This is a genomic window from Novosphingobium sp. GW821-FHT09E05 (assembly GCF_059416165.1).
This window is the reverse complement of record NZ_JBWKOQ010000006.1, coordinates 68169-83343: the sequence shown is the minus strand read 5'-3', so window position 1 is coordinate 83343 and position 15175 is coordinate 68169. Positions and strand designations below refer to the sequence as shown.

The window sequence follows — 15175 nt, the reverse complement described above, 5'->3', positions numbered from 1 at the left end:
GGGGGCACGGGGTCAGTCCGCCAGCAGGCGTTCCTCGGCGATCTTCGCCTTCCAGAGCGGCGGCGCGAGCGTGTGGACGTTGGCGCCCTCGCTATCGACGGCGACCGTCACCGGCATGTCCTGCACGGTGAACTCGTAGATCGCCTCCATGCCGAGGTCCGCGAAGCCGACGACACGGGATTCCTTGATCGCCCGCGCGACGAGGTAGGCGGCGCCGCCCACGGCCATCAGATAGGCCGACTTGTGGTTGGCGATCGACTGCGTGGCGGCGGGCCCGCGCTCGGACTTGCCGACGCTGGCGAGCAGGCCGAGGTCGAGCATGGTGTCCGAGAACTTGTCCATGCGCGTCGCGGTGGTCGGACCGGCGGGGCCGACGACTTCACCCACCACCGGGTCGACAGGGCCGACGTAGTAGATCACCCGGCCCTTGAAATCGACGGGCAGTTCCTCGCCCCTGGCCAGCATGTCGGCGATGCGCTTGTGTGCGGCGTCGCGGCCCGTCAGCATCTTGCCGTTGAGCAGCAGACGGTCGCCCTGCTTCCAGCTCTGCACTTCCTCGGAAGTGAGGTTGTCGAGATCGACCTTCTTGGCTTCCTTGCTCGGCGCCCAGTGGACCTTGGGCCACTCGTCGAGGTTCGGGGTTTCGAGGAAGCTCGGGCCCGAGCCGTCGAGCGTGAAGTGCGCGTGGCGGGTGGCGGCACAGTTCGGGATCATCGCGACGGGCTTGCCCGCGGCGTGGCACGGCCAGTCGAGGATCTTGACGTCGAGGATGGTGGCGAGGCCGCCGAGGCCCTGTGCGCCGATGCCCAGCGCGTTGACCTTGTCGAAGATCTCGATGCGCAGCGCCTCGATGTCGTTCTGGGGGCCGCGCTGCTTGAGCTGCGCCATGTCGATCGGCTCCATCAGGCTCTGCTTGGCGAGCTTGACGCAGTGCTCGGCGGTGCCGCCGATGCCGATGCCCAGCATGCCCGGCGGGCACCAGCCGGCGCCCATCTGCGGCAGCATCTCGACCACCCAGTCGACGATCGAATCGCTGGGATTCATCATCTTGAACTTGGACTTGTTCTCCGACCCGCCGCCCTTGGCCGCGACGTCGACCGAAACCTTCGAGCCCGGCACCATCTCGACGGACAGGACGCAGGGGGTGTTGTCCTTGGTGTTGCGGCGGGTGAAGGCGGGGTCGGCGAGCACCGAGGCGCGCAGCTTGTTCTCGGGGTGGTTGTAGGCGCGGCGCACACCCTCATCGACCACGTCCTGCAGCGACTTGTCCGATTCGAGGCGGCAGTTCTGGCCCCACTCGATGAAGACGTTGACGATGCCGGTGTCCTGGCAGATCGGGCGGTGACCCTCGGCGCACATCCGGCTGTTGGTAAGGATCTGCGCGATCGCGTCCTTGGCGGCGGGACCCTGCTCGGCGTCGTAGGCATCGCCCAGCGCGCGGATGTAGTCCATCGGATGGTAGTAGCTGATGTATTGCAGCGCGTCGGCGACGGACTCGATCAGGTCGTCTTCGCGGATGGTCACCATATCTGTCATGGAATTTGCGCTCCGTTCCTGCGGATGACGTGAATTTTGCCGGTGCCATAGTCTGCGGGGGCGGTATCGTCAAAGTGCTTGAATTGATCGACCGGCGTATGACCAAATGGCTTGGCCTGATCGGCGCCTTCGCCTAGAAGGCAGGCCATAAGTGCCGTCTTCGCCAGCCATATCTGGTTGTAGCGAAAGAGTGAGGGAACTGCACCTGATGACCTTGACCGAGGATCGGTCGGCGCCTGCCGGCTCAAATACCACTGGCGCCGCAATCTCCGAAGCGCGCCGCGCGATGATCACCAGCCAGCTGCGCACCAGCGGCGTCAACGAGCCCTGGGTGCTCGAGGCGATGGCCGGTGTCGCACGCGAGAACTACGTGCCCGCTGCCCTGCGCGATGCCGCCTACATCGACCGTGCGATCCCGCTCGGCGAAGGCCGCTTCCTGGCGGCGCCGCTCGTCCATGGCCGCATGCTGGCCGAAGCCGAGCCGGTCCAGGCCGACAAGGTGCTGCTGGTCGGCGACGGCGAAGGCTATCTCGCCGCATTGCTGCGTTCGCTCGCCGGTTCGGTGGATGCCGTGGCCCCGGCCGACGCCTCGACGGCGGGTGAAGGCGGCTACTCGCTGATCGTCATCGACGGCGCGATCGAACTCCTGCCCGACGCGCTCGGCGCCCGTCTGGCCGACGGCGGCCGCGTGGTCACGGGCCTTGTCGTGCGCGGTGTGACGCGCCTTGCCGTCGGCAGCAAGGCCGCCGGCGTGGTCTCGCTGCTGCCGCTCGCCGAAATGGGCGTGCCCGTCCTTCCCGAGCTCGCAGCGCCCAAACGCTGGAGCTTCTGAGCATGGCCCGGTTCGCGAAGCGTGCCGGGCTGCTTGCGGGGGGGTGTCTGATACTGACGGCGGCCGGCGCGCCCGCGCACGCCGATACCCTTCGCGATGCTCTGGTCAACGCCTACCAGACCAACCCGACGCTCGAGGCGGCGCGCGCCCAGCAGCGCGCCACCGACGAGGGCGTTCCGATTGCCCGCGCCGCCGGCCTGCCCTCGGCCAGCGTCGACGGCACCTACACCGAGTATCTCAAGCAGAGCGAGAACTCGTTCAACGCCCCCTCGCGGGTGTTCACCGGCGGGGCGGATCTCGGGGTGCCGATCTATTCGGGCGGCGCGGTGAAGAACCGGGTCAAGGCCGCCAAGATCCGCGTCGAGGCCGGACAGGCCGACCTTAGGGGCAGCGAAAGCGCGCTGTTCTCGCAGGTCGTGGCCGCCTACATGGACGTGATCCGCACCGAGGCGATCGTCGGGCTCAACCGCAAGAACGTCAGCGTGCTGAAGACCAACCTGCAGGCGACCGGAGACCGCTTCGAGATCGGTGACCTCACCCGTACCGACGTCGCCCAGTCGCAGTCGCGCCTCGCCGTCGCGCAGAGCGACCTGCTCACCGCCGAGGCCAACCTTGCCGCCGCGCGCGAGACCTACATTCGGCTGGTCGGCAACGCGCCGGGCACGCTGGAAGCCCCGCCGCCGCTCCCGAACCTGCCCGCCAATGCCGACGAGGCGGCGAGCGTGGCGCTCGATTCCAACCCCGACCTGATCGGCGCGCGCGAACGCAGCCGCGCGGCGGAGAAGGACATCGACGTCGCGGGCGCCGGCCGCCTGCCCTCGGTCCGCCTGTTCGGGCAGGGCAGCTACAACAACTACTTCAACACGCTGGCGCGCGGCGTTCCCAGCTCGGGCGTGTCGCAGCACGATTCGTCCGCGCAGGCCGGCGCGCAGATCTCGATCCCGATCTTCCAAGGCGGCCTTCCCGCCGCGCAGCGCCGCCAGGCCCAGGCGACCGCCTCGGCCACGCTGGAGCAGGAGATCGCCGCCGAGCGCGACGTCATCGCGCAGGTGCGCTCCGCGTTCACCTCCTACGTCGCGTCGAACGACCTGATCCGCTCGTCGCAGGTGGCGGTCGACGCCGCCTCGCTCAGTCTCGAGGGCGTGAAGGCGGAGAACTCGGTCGGCAACCGCACGATCCTCGACATCCTCGATCAGGAACGGGAACTGCTGAACGCGCAGGTCACGCTGGTGACCGCGCGGCGCAACGCCTACGTCGCCGGCTTCACGCTGCTGGCGGCCATGGGCCGGGCCGAGGCGCGCGACCTCAACCTCGAAGGCGGCGTGCTCTACGACCCCGAGGTCAACTACGAGCGCGTGCGCGGCAAGGTCTTCGACTGGGACACCGATCCCGCGCCCGTCGCCCGCTCGACCCGCACCACCGACACTCCGGTGCAGGACGGCAACATTCCCGTTACGCAGGAACCTTGAATACTATAAAGGACTTGCGCGAGGACACCGGAAGGTTAATTCCTCGGTCTGGATAGCGGGGCGCCAACGGGGACTATGAAGATGCGTCAGAACGGTGAGCCTTCGGTCGAGGAGATTCTCCAGTCGATCAAACAGGTCATCGCGCGCGACACCCGCGTCGATGCCGCTCCCGCCGCCCGCCCCCGCCGCGAAGATCCGCTGCTTGCCGCCCTTCCCGAAGTGGAAGAGGACGACGTGCTGGAGCTTCCCGAAGCCGCCGAGCTGCCCGCGCAGGAAGAGGACGAACCCTCGCTGGTCCAGGCCGGAGCGCGTCATTCGATGCGCGAATCGCTGGCCGCGCTCGCCATGCTGTCCGAACCCGGCGCCCAGCCGCAGATCGTCCGCTCGGGCGAGACCTCGCTCGAAGCCCTGACCCGCGAACTGCTGCGCCCGGCGCTGGCGGAATGGCTGGACAGGAACCTGCCGCCGATGGTCGAGCGCCTGGTCGCCGCCGAGATCGCGCGGATCGTCGGCAAGAAGGTCTGACGCGCACTGGACCTGGGAGCCCGCGCTCCCTACCTCTGGTGCCATGTCCAAGCCCGATCCCGCGCTGCTCGACCCCGCGCGCTACCCCTTCTCCTCCCGCATCGAGCCGCGCTTCGGCGATCTCGACGTCAACCTGCACATAAACAATGTGGCGATGGCCGGTTTCCTGGAGGACGGGCGCGTACGATTCCACCGGGAAAGCGGCTACCGGGACGGGTTGGCGGGACTCTCCTCGATGATCGTCAGCGTCGGCATCGAATACCTCGGCGAGGCGCATTATCCCGATCCGGTGACGATCCACTGCGCGGTGGAGGACACCGGCCGCACCAGCCACCGCCTGATCCAGCTGGTCACGCAGGACGATCGCGTGGTCGCCTTCTGCCGCAGCACCATGGTGACGGTGGGCAAGGACGGCCCCGCCCCCCTTCCCGCCAGTTTCGCCGAGCAGACCGATCGCTGGAGGCTCCGGGCATGAGTGGTCACGGCATCCACAAGGCGCAGGAAGCCTTCGCCAAGACCGGCAGCGACTCCATCGAGCGCCACATCTTCATCTGCGCCGAGCCGCAGAAAGGTGAATGCTGCTCGCCCGCAGAGGGCCAGGCAGCGTGGAAATTCCTCAAGAAGCGTCTGAAGCAACTGGGCCTCGACGGTCCGAAGACCAGCACGGGCGGCGGCGTCGCGCGCACCAAGGCCGACTGCCTGCGCATCTGCCACGCCGGCCCGGTGGCGGTGGTCTGGCCCGAGGGCGTCTGGTATCACTCCTGCACCGAGGACGTACTGGAAACGATCATCCAGGAACACCTGATCGGCGGAAAGCCGGTGGAGCATTACCGGCTGCACCGGCCCGAGAACTGATACACCGCCCCCGGATTTCGTTCGTGTCGAACGGATTGGGCAGCAAATCCGCCTATTTCCGGGGCTGGTCACTCTCCGACAGATCGTCGACCGCCTCGTCGTGGCCGGTCCCGCTTGACAGGAACACCAGCCCCATCAGGGCCGAGGCCAACAGCATCGTGAACCCCACGCCGAGCGCGGCGGCGATGTAGAAGTGGATCGAGACCATGCCGTTCGAGCGGTAGAGCAGGATCATCGAGCCGACCACCAGCCCCACCGTTATCGTCATCATCCAGCGCATGACGCGCAGGAAGCGCGCCCAGGCATGCGCGGCGCGGGCTGGATCATCGAGGGGGGAGCGGCGTGTCATCGGCCCTATCTGGTCCGCCCGCCGCGACCGGGCAAGCGAATCGTGCGCCCTTATTGGCGGCCCCCGTCCCCATGTGGTATCTTCGCGGCGGGCACACCGCAGAACAGGGGCCCCATCGCACTGGGAGAACAGGACCATGACCATAGGGCGCATTATCGAGGGCCGCGGCGACGTGGTTACCTGCGACGTTTCCACCACCGTGCGCGACGCGGTGGCGATCCTCTCCGACCGGCGCATCGGTGCCGTACCGGTCATGGAAGACGGCGAGATCGCGGGCATCTTTTCGGAACGCGACGTGATCTACCGCCTGCGCGAACTGGGGTCCGAGGTGCTGGACATGCCGCTCGGCCACATCATGACCGCCTCGCCGGTGACCGTCGATCCCGATACCTCGGTCATGGCCGCGCTGTCGCTCATGACGCGGCGCCGTATCCGCCACCTGCCGGTGATCTCGGGGGGCCGCATGGTCGCCTTCGTCTCGATCGGCGACCTGGTGAAGTACCGGATCGACAAGATCGAATCCGAGGCCGCCGCCATGCGGGACTATATCCAGACGGCGTGATCGCCTTCGACCTCATCAGTTTGCGGGGTCGAAGGGAGGGGAGTGCCGGGTCGTCCTTTGTCACCACCCCGCGCCTTGCCCCGGCCTCTGGGTGCGCCTACATCGGGGCCATGGACCAGAACAGCCTGACACTCAGCCCCTCGGCCGCCGCGCGGGTCGCCGCGATCGCGAGCAAGCAGGGCAAGCCCGCCATCCTGCGCCTTGCCGTCGAAGGCGGCGGCTGCTCGGGCTTCCAGTACAAGTTCGGCCTCGCCGACGCCCCCGAAGCGGACGACAGCGTGACCGAGACCGACGGCGTGCGCCTGCTGGTCGATTCCGTCAGCCTCGACCTGGTGTCGGGCTGCGTGGTCGATTTCGTCGAGTCGCTGGGCGGCGCGGCCTTCAAGGTCGAGAATCCCAACGCGGCGGCGGGCTGCGGCTGCGGGTCCAGCTTCTCCGTATGAGAATCTCCACGTTCAACATCAACGGGGTCAAGGCACGCCTGCCCCGCCTGCTCGAATGGCTCGATGAAACCCGCCCCGCCGTCGCCTGCCTGCAGGAGATCAAGTCGCAGGACGAGGGCTTCCCGATCGCCGAGTTCGAGAAGCTGGGCTACAAGGGCATCTGGCACGGCCAGAAGGGCTTCAACGGTGTCGCTATCCTTGCCGATGGCGAAGCGCCGGTCGAAATCCAGCGCGGGCTTGAGGGCGAGCCCGAGGACGAGCATTCGCGCTATCTGGAGGCCGACGTCTTCGGCGTGCGGGTGGTGTGCATCTACCTCCCCAACGGCAACCCGATCCCGGGCCCCAAGTTCGACTACAAGCTACGCTGGATGGAGCGCCTGCGCCGCCGCATGGATGCGATCCGCGCCGAGGAAGTGCCCGCGATCGTCACCGGCGACTACAACGTCGTCCCCACCGACCGCGACATCTGGTCGCCCCCGGCGCTCGCCGCCGACGCGCTGATGCAGCCCGAATCGCGGGACGCCTACTTCCGCCTGCTGGGCGACGGGTGGACCGACGCGCTCGCCACGCACAATCCGCGCGGCGGGGTGTGGACGTACTGGGACTACCAGGCCGGCGCCTGGCAGCGCGACCATGGCTTCCGCATCGACCACTCGCTGCTCTCGCCCGAACTGGCCGACCGGCTGGTCGCCTGCGGGGTCGACAAGGCCCATCGCGGCCGGGAAAAGGCCAGCGACCACGCTCCGGTGTGGGTCGAACTCAGGGCAGCCTAACGTCCGCTGCGGATGCATTCGGCGGGATTGGCGCGCGCGAAGGCGGCGCAGTCCCACTGGACCTGCTCCACCCCGCGCCGCCGCACGAAGACGAACGCGATCGCATCGACCGAGCTGCCCGCCATCGGCAGCGCGCGGGCGGTGCGCGCCGCGTCGGTCCAGCCGATGAAGCGGCAGTCCGCCAGCCCGGCGCAGCGCTTCTCCGCCAGCGCGGGGAAGCTTTCGGCACCAGCGCTCGCGGGTAGCGTGGCGAGGAATACGCCTGTCATCGCCATCACCGGTGCCCTGCTCTGGGCAAGGCTCTGCGTGGGCGGTGTCGGAAGCGCTTGCGGCGCAGCGATCGGTGCCGCGGACATCGGCGCCTGCGGCGGGACCAGCTGCGCCGCTTCCCCTGGCCCGCGATGCGCGGGCGAAAGGCGGGCGAGCTGCGCGATGCGCGGCTCGTTGCCCGAATGGCGCGTGTCGAAGGCCGGGGGGGCGCCGCCCGCGCCTCTCCAGCGATAGAACAGATGAGTGCGCACGACGGCAATCTTGTCCATTTCGCGGTCCCACGCCGGGCTCACCCAGTCGGTGTGGTAGTGCGTGGCGAGGCCGACGCTGGGCTCGACCTCGCCGAGCAGCATGCCGGCCGCGACCCGCCGGGCCTCCTGCCAGGCCTCGGGCGAGGGGTCGCGGCGGGCCAGCGCGCCGTCGCAGGTGAAGGTGAACTGGCACCCTGTCTGCCGCGCCGAGCCTTCGAAGACCACGCCGCAGACGGTGGAAGGAAAGCTGCGGTGCCGGACCCGGTTGAGCACCACCTGGGCCACCGCCCGCTGGTCGGCGGCGCCCCGGCCGGCCTCGTAGTACTGCGCCGCGGCGAGGCAGTCGGTGGCGCGGGCGAGGTCTTCCACCGGTGCGGCGAGCAGAAAGGGAGAGGCGGCCCGCAGCGGTCCGCGTGCAAGCGGGACGGCCGCGTTGAAGGCCAGTGCCAGCCGCGCCTGCGTCGCCGCGCGCGGATCGAGGGGAGGCTGTCCGAATGGCGATGCCGAAGCCCCGGGCTGCCGCGATGCCGGGACCGGAGCGGCGGCGATGAGGCGCGGAAACGGGCTCGCGACCGGATGCTGCGCCGGCAAGGTGGCGCCGATCGCCAGCGACAGGGCAGCTCCGCCCCAGGCCTTCGCCGAGCGCGTCATGGCCGGTCCAGTGCGGGCCGGCGAGTGGGTGTCGCAAGGTTCGATGCCGGCACGCCCGGTCTCCCACAGTGAACGCCGGTTGTCCCATGCCCGCCGCCGCGGGGGCATCCGGGCGATCATGTACCCCTGTGCCACCGGTCAGATCTCATACGGGAAACACGCAATGCCCATCTCGCGCAGCCACCGCATAATGGGGCATGGTCGAGCTGACGGAACAGGTGGCGCAAGGCGCGCTGGGATTCATGCGCGTGGCGCCCGGGAAGACGCAGGCGCTCGCCGGACGCGGGCGCGCGCCGTCCCCGCGGGCGGGCCTTGCGGTGGCGTATCTCAGCAATGTCTACCCCAAGATCAGCCACAGCTTCATCAAGACCGAGATCGCCGCGCTGGAGCGGCAGGGTTTCGACGTCCTGCGCCTGACCATCCGCCGCGCCGGGGATGCCGGTCCGGAGGACCGCGCCGAGGCCGAGCGCACCCGGGTGGTGCTGGACGATCGCGGCGCTCTCGTCATGGCGGCGGTTTCGTGCCTGTGGCGCCGCCCCGTCGCCGGGCTGAAGGCGCTCGCGCTGGCGTGGCGCACGGGCGGCAGCGGCAACCGGGTGCGGGCCTGCGCCTACTTCGCCGAGGCGGCGCTGATCGCCCGCGACCTGGAACGCATGGGCATCACCCATGTCCATGCCCATTTCGGCACGAACCCGGCGATGGTCGCCCGGCTGGTCGCCCGGCTCGGACGCGTGACCTACAGCTTCACCACGCATGGCCCCGACGAGTTCGATGCCCCGCGTGCACTCGACCTGCCTGGCAAGATCGCCGAGGCCGCCTTCGTGGTCGGCGTCTCCAGCTTCGGGCGCGGCCAGCTCATGCGCTGGTCGCATCCGGACCACTGGAGCCGTATCCATGTCGTCCACTGCACTCCGGACCCGCTGTTCTTCGCAGGCGGCGCACAGGCGGCAACGGGCGGGGAGACAGTGCGCTTCCTGTGCGTTGCCAGGCTGAGCGCGCAGAAGGGGCTTCCGCTGCTGCTGGAGGCCGCCGCGCGGGTGGCGGCGCGGCGCCCGATCCTGCTGGACATCATGGGCGGCGGCGAGGACCGGGCTGTCATCGAGGCGCAGATCGCGCGGCTCGGCCTCGGCGACGTGGTGACGCTGCACGGCTGGACCGCCCCGGCGGCGATTCGCGAGGCCTTGGCCGCGTCGCGCGCGCTGGTCCTGCCAAGCTTCGCGGAAGGGCTGCCGGTGGTGCTGATGGAGGCGATGGCGCTGCGCGTGCCGGTGATCGCCACTGCCATCGCCGGGATACCGGAACTGGTCGACGAGCAGGTCGGCTGGCTGGTGCCCTCGGGCTCGGTCACGGCCATCGCGGACGCGCTCGACGCCGCGCTCGATGCTTGGCCCGAGGAACTCGCCGCCATGGGCGGGCGCGGGCGGCGGCGCGTGACGGAGCGCCATGATCCGGAGCGCTGCGCGGCCCGGATGGCGGATCTGCTGCGGCCGCTGGCGGGGCAAGCGTAGAGCTCTCGACATTTCCTTGCCGGGAGGAATTCACAGGCTGGCCGGCGGGATCATCCTCAGCACCGGAGGGAGCTGGCGGCGCCACATCGCGGCGCGGCGCTGGCGCGGCGGCATGGTGCTGGCCATGCGCACGGCGTCGGCGCGGTTCAGGCCGGTGCGTTCGCACAGGAAGGGATGGCGGGGGGGATTGGCGAAGTAGCTGTAGAACAGCGCCGCCCTGTCGCGCGCGGTGGCGGGCTTGCCGCGGTGGAAGAAGCGCGCGGTATCGCAGAAGATCACCGTTCCGCGCTTGCCGGTGCAGCTCACCACGTCCTGCGCGAAATCGGCGCCCAGCCGGCGGGCCAGCTCGGCATCGTCCGCCAGTTCGTAGTTGTAGCCCTCGCGATCACTCTGGACGGTGTCGTGCCGGGCGATGGCCTCGAACGGGCCGCCCTCGGTATCGACGTCGTGGATGTAGACCGCCACCTTGAGCATGCGCCGGTCCTCCCAGTCGCGGTGCCACTTGCGCGTCGATATCTCGCGGCCGTCGGCGACCGTGTAGTTGATGGCGACCCCGTCGTAGGCGACCGGCAGGCCGATGTACGATTCGGCGATGTCGAGCAGGCGGTCCTGCAGACCCCAGCGGAAGATCGAGGGATTGCGCACGATCCGCTCGGGCGGGACGATGATGAACTGCTGGCCCCTTTTCGCCAGCGCCCGCGCTTCGGCAGCGTAGTCCTGCGACAGCTTCCAGGCGAGATCGACGACGTCCTCGGACGCCGGCGCGGCCCCACCGCCCAGTCCCAGCTCGCCCAGCGTGGTGATGCATACGCCGTTGAGGTTCAGGGCGTGGACGATCCCGCAGGCGACCTCGTCGGTGGGCGGGAGGTGCGCCGCGTGGCGATCCACCGCCGCCGCATGACGCTGGCCGAGCCATTCGCGGACGTGCCGCTGGTTGAACGCTTTCAGCGCGGTGCGGGCGGGCAGGTCGCGCAGCCACCGCGCGCGCTCGTCGGAAATCAGGCCTGCCATCACGTCTCTCCGCACTGTTCTCAGGTCTCGGCGTCATCCGTAGCGTACTGATAATAGCTGTAGCCGGTGCGCCGGCGGGGTTGCGACACCGACCGGTTGAGCACGGTGCCGACGATCGGCGTGGGGCTCACCGCGCGTACGAGGTCCTGGAGGCTGCGCTTGCTGGTGCGTCCTTCCTCGGCGACCACGACCATGCCGTCGACCTGCCGGGCGATCAGCAGCAGGTCGTCACTGAGGATCGCCGGCGGCGTGTCGATGATGCAGATCGCTCCACCCTCGGCGCCGTGGCCGAGCGCCAGCGGGAGGGCATTGGCGGCAAGCAGCGCCTCGGCATTGGCGCGCGGGGTGCGGACGCGGTGGATGGCGAGGTCGACGCCTTCGAAGCGTATTTCGGTGGCGCCCCAGGGGCAGTCGCCGGACAGGAAGTCGTCGACGCCGGGGCAGTCGGCCGGCAGGCCGAGGCGCGGGCCGATCGAGGGGCGGCGCAGGTCCAGTTCGACCAGTACGGTCGGGTGGACCCGGGAGAGCACGGCGGCGAGGTTGGCGGCGATGTGCGTCTTGCCGTTGCCGGGCTCCGCCGAGGTCACCGCGAAGAGACGGTGGCCGGTCGCGCGGGCATGGTCGAGCAGCGCCGAGCGGACCATCATGAGCGGATGGATCGCATCGCTCATCGGGCCGAAGCCGAGGATCCGGTGGTGCGCGAGGTGATCGGGCCGGGGCTCGACGGTCACGCCCATCGCCGGCATGAGCTCGATGCGGCCTTGCGGGATGAATTGCATTTCGGCGTTCATTGGCCTGCTCCCGTCATGGACGCCGCCGCCCGGCCGGAAGGCCAGGCATGTCCGGCATCGGCTTTCCCGATGGTTCCCAGCGCCCCGAACATCGGGGCGCGGATGGCGCGCCGCAGGCTCTCGGTCCCATGGATGGTGCCGCCCAGCAGCTCCCGGCCGACGATCAGCAGGAGGCCGAGCCCGAAGCCGGCGACGATGCCCTGCAACAGCAGCACCCAGCGCGGCGAGCCCATCGGGTGCAGCGGCAGGTTGGGCGGGTCGACCACGGTGAACCGCTCGCCCTTGTCCTCGGACTGAAGGTTAGCGGCGACCTGGGCCTCGAGCTGCTTGTCGCGCAGCGAATCGTACTGGCGCTTGATGTTGTCGTAGTCGCGCTCGATCTGGTTGAGCTCGTAGGCGGACTGCGGCGCCTGCGCCACGCGCCGGTCGAGTTCGCCCATGGTGCCGATGAGTTCGGCGCGGCGGGCGGCCAGGCTGACGATCCGCTCGCGGCTGGCGGCGATCTCGGCCTGGATCAGCGTCGAGCTGGCGGGGGGATCGCTGCGCAGCGTGGCCCGCTGCTTCTCGACTTCGGCGCGCGCCGCGATCACGTCGGGGAAACGTTCCGAATGGGTGGCAAGGAGGCGGGCGAGCCGCTCCTCCGCGCGGTGCAGGTTGTCGCTTCCGGGTGGAGGCGTGCGCTCCAGCTCCTGCTGGCGCGCGGCGAGCAGGCCGGCCTGCTGCACCAGTCCCTGTGTCTCGGCATCGGTGCGCGAGATTTCCGAGCGGATCGCCGAACTCGACTGGGCGCTGAGCGACACGTCGGAGGGCAGGGCGCCGGCATAACGTGCCTCGACCCCCCGCCGCTTGGAGTCCAGTTCGCTCAGCTGGCGGCGCAGGTCGCCCGAACGCTGGGCGAGGAAGGCGGCGGTCCCGGTCGCCTGCTGGGTGCGGAAGCGCTTGTCCTCGACGAGGAACATGCGGGTCAGCTGCTCGGTGACGGCCTGCGCCGTGCCGGCGTCGGGATAGTCGAACGAGAGCTGGAAGGCGATCGTGCTGCCATGGCCCTGGTTCTGGTTGGCGCCGACGAGATTGACCCCCACATTGCCGCGCATGATCTCCAGCAGCTTGGGGTATTCGATCGCCGCCTTCTCCGCGGGGTAGAGGTCGTTCCTCTCGATCAGCCCGGTGAGGCTGTCGCGGCTGACGATCTGCTGGCGGATCTTGGCGATGCGCTCGTCGGCGATGTCGGTCAGCGGTGAGGCGACCAGGCTGGTCGGAATCTGCGGTGCATCGATCAGCAGCGTCGCGGTGGAGCGGTAGACCGGCTCGCGCGTGGCGACGGCGGCGGCCCCCGCCAGTGCGCCCAGCATGGTCGGCGCGATCAGCCAGCGCCAGCGGCGCCGGAGCATCCCCAGGATTTCCTTGGGATAAATTCCCAGGCTTTCGGGTTCGGCCCGCGGGGCGGCGGGCGACCGGACGGACGGCGAAGGCGCGGTGTTCATAGGCTGGGTATCCGGAAGGTGGCGCCGACCCTGACGGTCCAGGTGTCGATCGCCCGGCGGGCGAGCCCGGTACGGCGGTCGTAGTCGGCCGCGATGTTGAGCTTCAGGCGAGCGCCGACCTGGTGTTCGTAACGGGCCGAGGCCCGCATCACTTCGGGATCGGACAGGCGGCCGGCCCCGGGCATCGAGCGATAGTCCGCCTCGAGGTGGAAGTTCGCCCTTGGCAGCACTCTCAGGTCGAAAGTGGCGTTGAGCGACTTCTCGCGCCGGATGCCGTCGAAGCTGGTGACGACCGGCGAAACCGCGCCCGAGAGGCAGAGCCGGAAACGGCGCGGATCGTAGCAGAGCGATGCCCGGGCCGCGAACTGCCCGGACCCGCCTTCCCGGCGGCCGCCGGGCTCGCCCCGGGACGTCCGGGAAAGGCCGGCGGTGGCTTCGGCGGTCAGGCCCCGCGCGATGCGCAAGCCGCCGTTGAGGCCCACCGAGACGGCGCGGGAAACACCTCCGTCCCTGGCCTCGCTGCGGGTCACCTGCGTTTCCAGCCCGACCCAGGTCGTCGGGGCGATGCGGCGCTGGAAGGCCAGCGTCAGGGTGGCGGCGTCGGTCTGCGTGAGCAGCAGCGAATTGCGCGGGGCGATCCGGCTCAGGACGGCGGTGCCGGTCACGGTGGTGAAACGGTCCGGCATCCAGCGCACGTCCTGGTCCAGTTCGTACCGTTCCTGGAGGCTGACGGGATCGATCGCCGCGTCGATGCTGGATACCGCGGCCTCGAGCGGCAGATAGCGCTCGTAGGCGGCGCGGGTGCGCAGGCCGAGATGTTCGTTGTGGCGGTGCTGGACCGCCGCATTGGCGTGGCCGGTCAGGAAGGAGCCGAACCGGCGGTCGTAGCGCCGGTATGCCGCGCCGCCTTCCAGTTCGAGCGATGTCCGGTAGTCCACTTCCACCGTGGTCTTTGCCTGCACACCCACTTCGCCGCCGCTGGTGATCGCGGTGTCGCCGGGGAGCAGGAAGGGATTTCGGCCCGAGAACACGGTCATGTCGACCTCGATATAGGGTTGCTCCTGCGCGGCCGCGGGGACCGGGGACAGGACGACGATGGCGGGGACGAACAGCGAAGCATGGCGCCGCACGGTCACGGGATGACGAGGACGTCGCCGCTTGCGAGGGTCGGCAGCGGCGTGGAGAGCGCTCCGGCGTCCAGCGTGCGCCCGCCCTTGAGCAGCTTGCTCAGGCGCACCGGTTCGACCACCTGGCCCTGCGGAGTCTGCCGCAGGATCACGGCGTTGCCGGCGTCGGCGAATTCGTCGGTGCCACCTGCCATGCTGAGCGCCTGGAGCACGTTCGGCCGGGTCCCGGTCGTGAAGCTGCCCGGCTGACGGACCTTGCCCAGCACATAGAAGCGCATGCCGTCGGTCTCGCGGACCGAGACAGTGACGTCCGGCGGCGCCGAGGTGTAGTTCAGCGAGATGCGCTCGCGGATCTCGTCGGCGATGTCCGAGACGTTGCGCCCGGACGCCTTGATGGTGCCCGCCAGCGGGAACGAGAACGAGCCGTCCGGCTGGACCAGCACCTGACGCTGCATGCGCTCCTCGCCCCACACGAAGACGTCGAGCTGGTCACCCGCGTTAACGGTGTAGCGGGCCGGTGCGGCAGCGGCTGCGGCGGGCGCGACGGCCTGGGCGGGCACCTTGGGCCTGGCCGCAGCCGGCGATGGCATGGCTCCGAGGCCGGTCGCCGCCAGGGCCAGCGCCCCGACGGCGTTTCGGAAGATCCGGGCGGATGGACGACAAGCGCCCCCGGCCCCTGTTGAAAGGTTCATGAAAATCACATCTACCCCCTCGACCGGCATCGGATGCCAATCTGTC

The 15175-nt window shown here is 69.6% G+C and carries 17 protein-coding genes; 9 read left to right on the top strand and 8 right to left on the bottom strand.

What is annotated here, in order from left to right; all coding sequences use genetic code 11:
* Nucleotides 1–12: 12 nt before the first annotated feature.
* Complete coding sequence (locus AC07M9_RS18840) at nt 13–1536, bottom strand: fumarate hydratase (protein ID WP_494885885.1); 1524 nt, start codon at nt 1534–1536, stop codon at nt 13–15.
* Between the two features lie 208 nt (nt 1537–1744).
* Here AC07M9_RS18840 and AC07M9_RS18835 point away from each other — a divergent pair, with 208 nt between their 5' ends.
* The 5 genes from AC07M9_RS18835 (at nt 1745) to AC07M9_RS18815 (ending at nt 5217) form a co-directional block, all read left to right on the top strand.
* On the top strand, nt 1745–2368 hold the full coding sequence (locus tag AC07M9_RS18835; RefSeq protein WP_494885884.1) for a protein-L-isoaspartate O-methyltransferase family protein: 624 nt from the start codon (nt 1745–1747) through the stop codon (nt 2366–2368).
* A 2-nt stretch (nt 2369–2370) separates the two neighbouring features.
* Nucleotides 2371–3837, top strand: coding sequence for a TolC family outer membrane protein (locus AC07M9_RS18830; protein ID WP_494885883.1), 1467 nt, complete (start codon nt 2371–2373; stop codon nt 3835–3837).
* An 81-nt stretch (nt 3838–3918) separates the two neighbouring features.
* On the top strand, nt 3919–4362 hold the full coding sequence (locus tag AC07M9_RS18825; RefSeq protein ID WP_494885881.1) for a DUF2497 domain-containing protein: 444 nt from the start codon (nt 3919–3921) through the stop codon (nt 4360–4362).
* A 43-nt stretch (nt 4363–4405) separates the two neighbouring features.
* Nucleotides 4406–4837, top strand: a complete 432-nt coding sequence (locus AC07M9_RS18820) for an acyl-CoA thioesterase (protein WP_494885880.1) — start codon at nt 4406–4408, stop codon at nt 4835–4837.
* Complete coding sequence (locus tag AC07M9_RS18815) at nt 4834–5217, top strand: (2Fe-2S) ferredoxin domain-containing protein (RefSeq protein WP_494885879.1); 384 nt, start codon at nt 4834–4836, stop codon at nt 5215–5217. The genes AC07M9_RS18820 and AC07M9_RS18815 overlap by 4 nt, the downstream gene beginning before the upstream one ends.
* Nucleotides 5218–5269: 52 nt before the next feature.
* Here AC07M9_RS18815 and AC07M9_RS18810 read toward each other — a convergent pair whose 3' ends face one another.
* Nucleotides 5270–5566, bottom strand: coding sequence for a hypothetical protein (locus AC07M9_RS18810; protein WP_494885877.1), 297 nt, complete (start codon nt 5564–5566; stop codon nt 5270–5272).
* Between the two features lie 136 nt (nt 5567–5702).
* On the opposite strand from AC07M9_RS18810, the gene AC07M9_RS18805 reads away from it, so the two are divergent.
* The 3 genes from AC07M9_RS18805 to xth all read left to right on the top strand — a co-directional run bounded on the left by AC07M9_RS18805 (nt 5703) and on the right by xth (nt 7344).
* Nucleotides 5703–6128, top strand: coding sequence for a CBS domain-containing protein (locus AC07M9_RS18805; RefSeq protein ID WP_494885875.1), 426 nt, complete (start codon nt 5703–5705; stop codon nt 6126–6128).
* 110 nt (nt 6129–6238) lie between these two features.
* A complete protein-coding gene (locus tag AC07M9_RS18800; RefSeq protein ID WP_007686261.1) occupies nt 6239–6571 on the top strand; it encodes a HesB/IscA family protein in 333 nt (110 codons plus the stop codon).
* Nucleotides 6568–7344, top strand: a complete 777-nt coding sequence (gene xth, locus AC07M9_RS18795) for an exodeoxyribonuclease III (RefSeq protein WP_494885874.1) — start codon at nt 6568–6570, stop codon at nt 7342–7344. Before AC07M9_RS18800 ends, xth begins: the two co-directional genes overlap by 4 nt.
* Here xth and AC07M9_RS18790 read toward each other — a convergent pair.
* Complete coding sequence (locus AC07M9_RS18790) at nt 7341–8516, bottom strand: cell wall hydrolase (protein ID WP_494885872.1); 1176 nt, start codon at nt 8514–8516, stop codon at nt 7341–7343. The genes xth and AC07M9_RS18790 overlap by 4 nt on opposite strands.
* A 197-nt stretch (nt 8517–8713) precedes the next feature.
* Here AC07M9_RS18790 and AC07M9_RS18785 point away from each other — a divergent pair, with 197 nt between their 5' ends.
* Nucleotides 8714–10024 (top strand): glycosyltransferase, encoded by a 1311-nt coding sequence (locus AC07M9_RS18785; RefSeq protein ID WP_494885870.1) that lies wholly within the window; start codon nt 8714–8716, stop codon nt 10022–10024.
* 30 nt (nt 10025–10054) lie between these two features.
* On the opposite strand, the gene AC07M9_RS18780 is transcribed toward AC07M9_RS18785, so the two are convergent.
* From AC07M9_RS18780 to AC07M9_RS18760, 5 genes are all read right to left on the bottom strand, one after another.
* Complete coding sequence (locus AC07M9_RS18780; RefSeq protein ID WP_494885868.1) at nt 10055–11035, bottom strand: phytanoyl-CoA dioxygenase family protein; 981 nt, start codon at nt 11033–11035, stop codon at nt 10055–10057.
* A gap of 20 nt (nt 11036–11055) precedes the next feature.
* Nucleotides 11056–11826 carry a P-loop NTPase family protein gene (locus tag AC07M9_RS18775; RefSeq protein WP_494885866.1) on the bottom strand — a complete coding sequence of 257 codons (771 nt, stop codon included), beginning with the start codon at nt 11824–11826 and terminating at the stop codon, nt 11056–11058.
* A complete protein-coding gene (locus tag AC07M9_RS18770; RefSeq protein WP_494885864.1) occupies nt 11823–13217 on the bottom strand; it encodes a GumC family protein in 1395 nt (464 codons plus the stop codon). The genes AC07M9_RS18775 and AC07M9_RS18770 overlap by 4 nt, the downstream gene beginning before the upstream one ends.
* 89 nt (nt 13218–13306) lie before the next feature.
* A complete protein-coding gene (locus AC07M9_RS18765; RefSeq protein WP_494885863.1) occupies nt 13307–14440 on the bottom strand; it encodes a hypothetical protein in 1134 nt (377 codons plus the stop codon).
* Nucleotides 14441–14442: 2 nt separating this feature from the next.
* A complete protein-coding gene (locus tag AC07M9_RS18760; protein WP_494885861.1) occupies nt 14443–15027 on the bottom strand; it encodes a polysaccharide biosynthesis/export family protein in 585 nt (194 codons plus the stop codon).
* Nucleotides 15028–15175 lie beyond the last annotated feature (148 nt).

Excerpts from the sequence above, each read along its gene's own strand:
- AC07M9_RS18840 (WP_494885885.1), bottom strand. The coding sequence starts at position 1,536 with ATGACAGATATGGTGACCATCCGCGAAGACGACCTGATCGAGTCCGTC.
- AC07M9_RS18835 (WP_494885884.1), top strand. The coding sequence starts at position 1,745 with ATGACCTTGACCGAGGATCGGTCGGCGCCTGCCGGCTCAAATACCACT.
- AC07M9_RS18830 (WP_494885883.1), top strand. The coding sequence starts at position 2,371 with ATGGCCCGGTTCGCGAAGCGTGCCGGGCTGCTTGCGGGGGGGTGTCTG.
- AC07M9_RS18825 (WP_494885881.1), top strand. The coding sequence starts at position 3,919 with ATGCGTCAGAACGGTGAGCCTTCGGTCGAGGAGATTCTCCAGTCGATC.
- AC07M9_RS18820 (WP_494885880.1), top strand. The coding sequence starts at position 4,406 with ATGTCCAAGCCCGATCCCGCGCTGCTCGACCCCGCGCGCTACCCCTTC.
- AC07M9_RS18815 (WP_494885879.1), top strand. The coding sequence starts at position 4,834 with ATGAGTGGTCACGGCATCCACAAGGCGCAGGAAGCCTTCGCCAAGACC.
- AC07M9_RS18810 (WP_494885877.1), bottom strand. The coding sequence starts at position 5,566 with ATGACACGCCGCTCCCCCCTCGATGATCCAGCCCGCGCCGCGCATGCC.
- AC07M9_RS18805 (WP_494885875.1), top strand. The coding sequence starts at position 5,703 with ATGACCATAGGGCGCATTATCGAGGGCCGCGGCGACGTGGTTACCTGC.
- AC07M9_RS18800 (WP_007686261.1), top strand. The coding sequence starts at position 6,239 with ATGGACCAGAACAGCCTGACACTCAGCCCCTCGGCCGCCGCGCGGGTC.
- xth (WP_494885874.1), top strand. The coding sequence starts at position 6,568 with ATGAGAATCTCCACGTTCAACATCAACGGGGTCAAGGCACGCCTGCCC.
- AC07M9_RS18790 (WP_494885872.1), bottom strand. The coding sequence starts at position 8,516 with ATGACGCGCTCGGCGAAGGCCTGGGGCGGAGCTGCCCTGTCGCTGGCG.
- AC07M9_RS18785 (WP_494885870.1), top strand. The coding sequence starts at position 8,714 with ATGGTCGAGCTGACGGAACAGGTGGCGCAAGGCGCGCTGGGATTCATG.
- AC07M9_RS18780 (WP_494885868.1), bottom strand. The coding sequence starts at position 11,035 with ATGGCAGGCCTGATTTCCGACGAGCGCGCGCGGTGGCTGCGCGACCTG.
- AC07M9_RS18775 (WP_494885866.1), bottom strand. The coding sequence starts at position 11,826 with ATGAACGCCGAAATGCAATTCATCCCGCAAGGCCGCATCGAGCTCATG.
- AC07M9_RS18770 (WP_494885864.1), bottom strand. The coding sequence starts at position 13,217 with ATGCTCCGGCGCCGCTGGCGCTGGCTGATCGCGCCGACCATGCTGGGC.
- AC07M9_RS18760 (WP_494885861.1), bottom strand. The coding sequence starts at position 15,027 with ATGCCATCGCCGGCTGCGGCCAGGCCCAAGGTGCCCGCCCAGGCCGTC.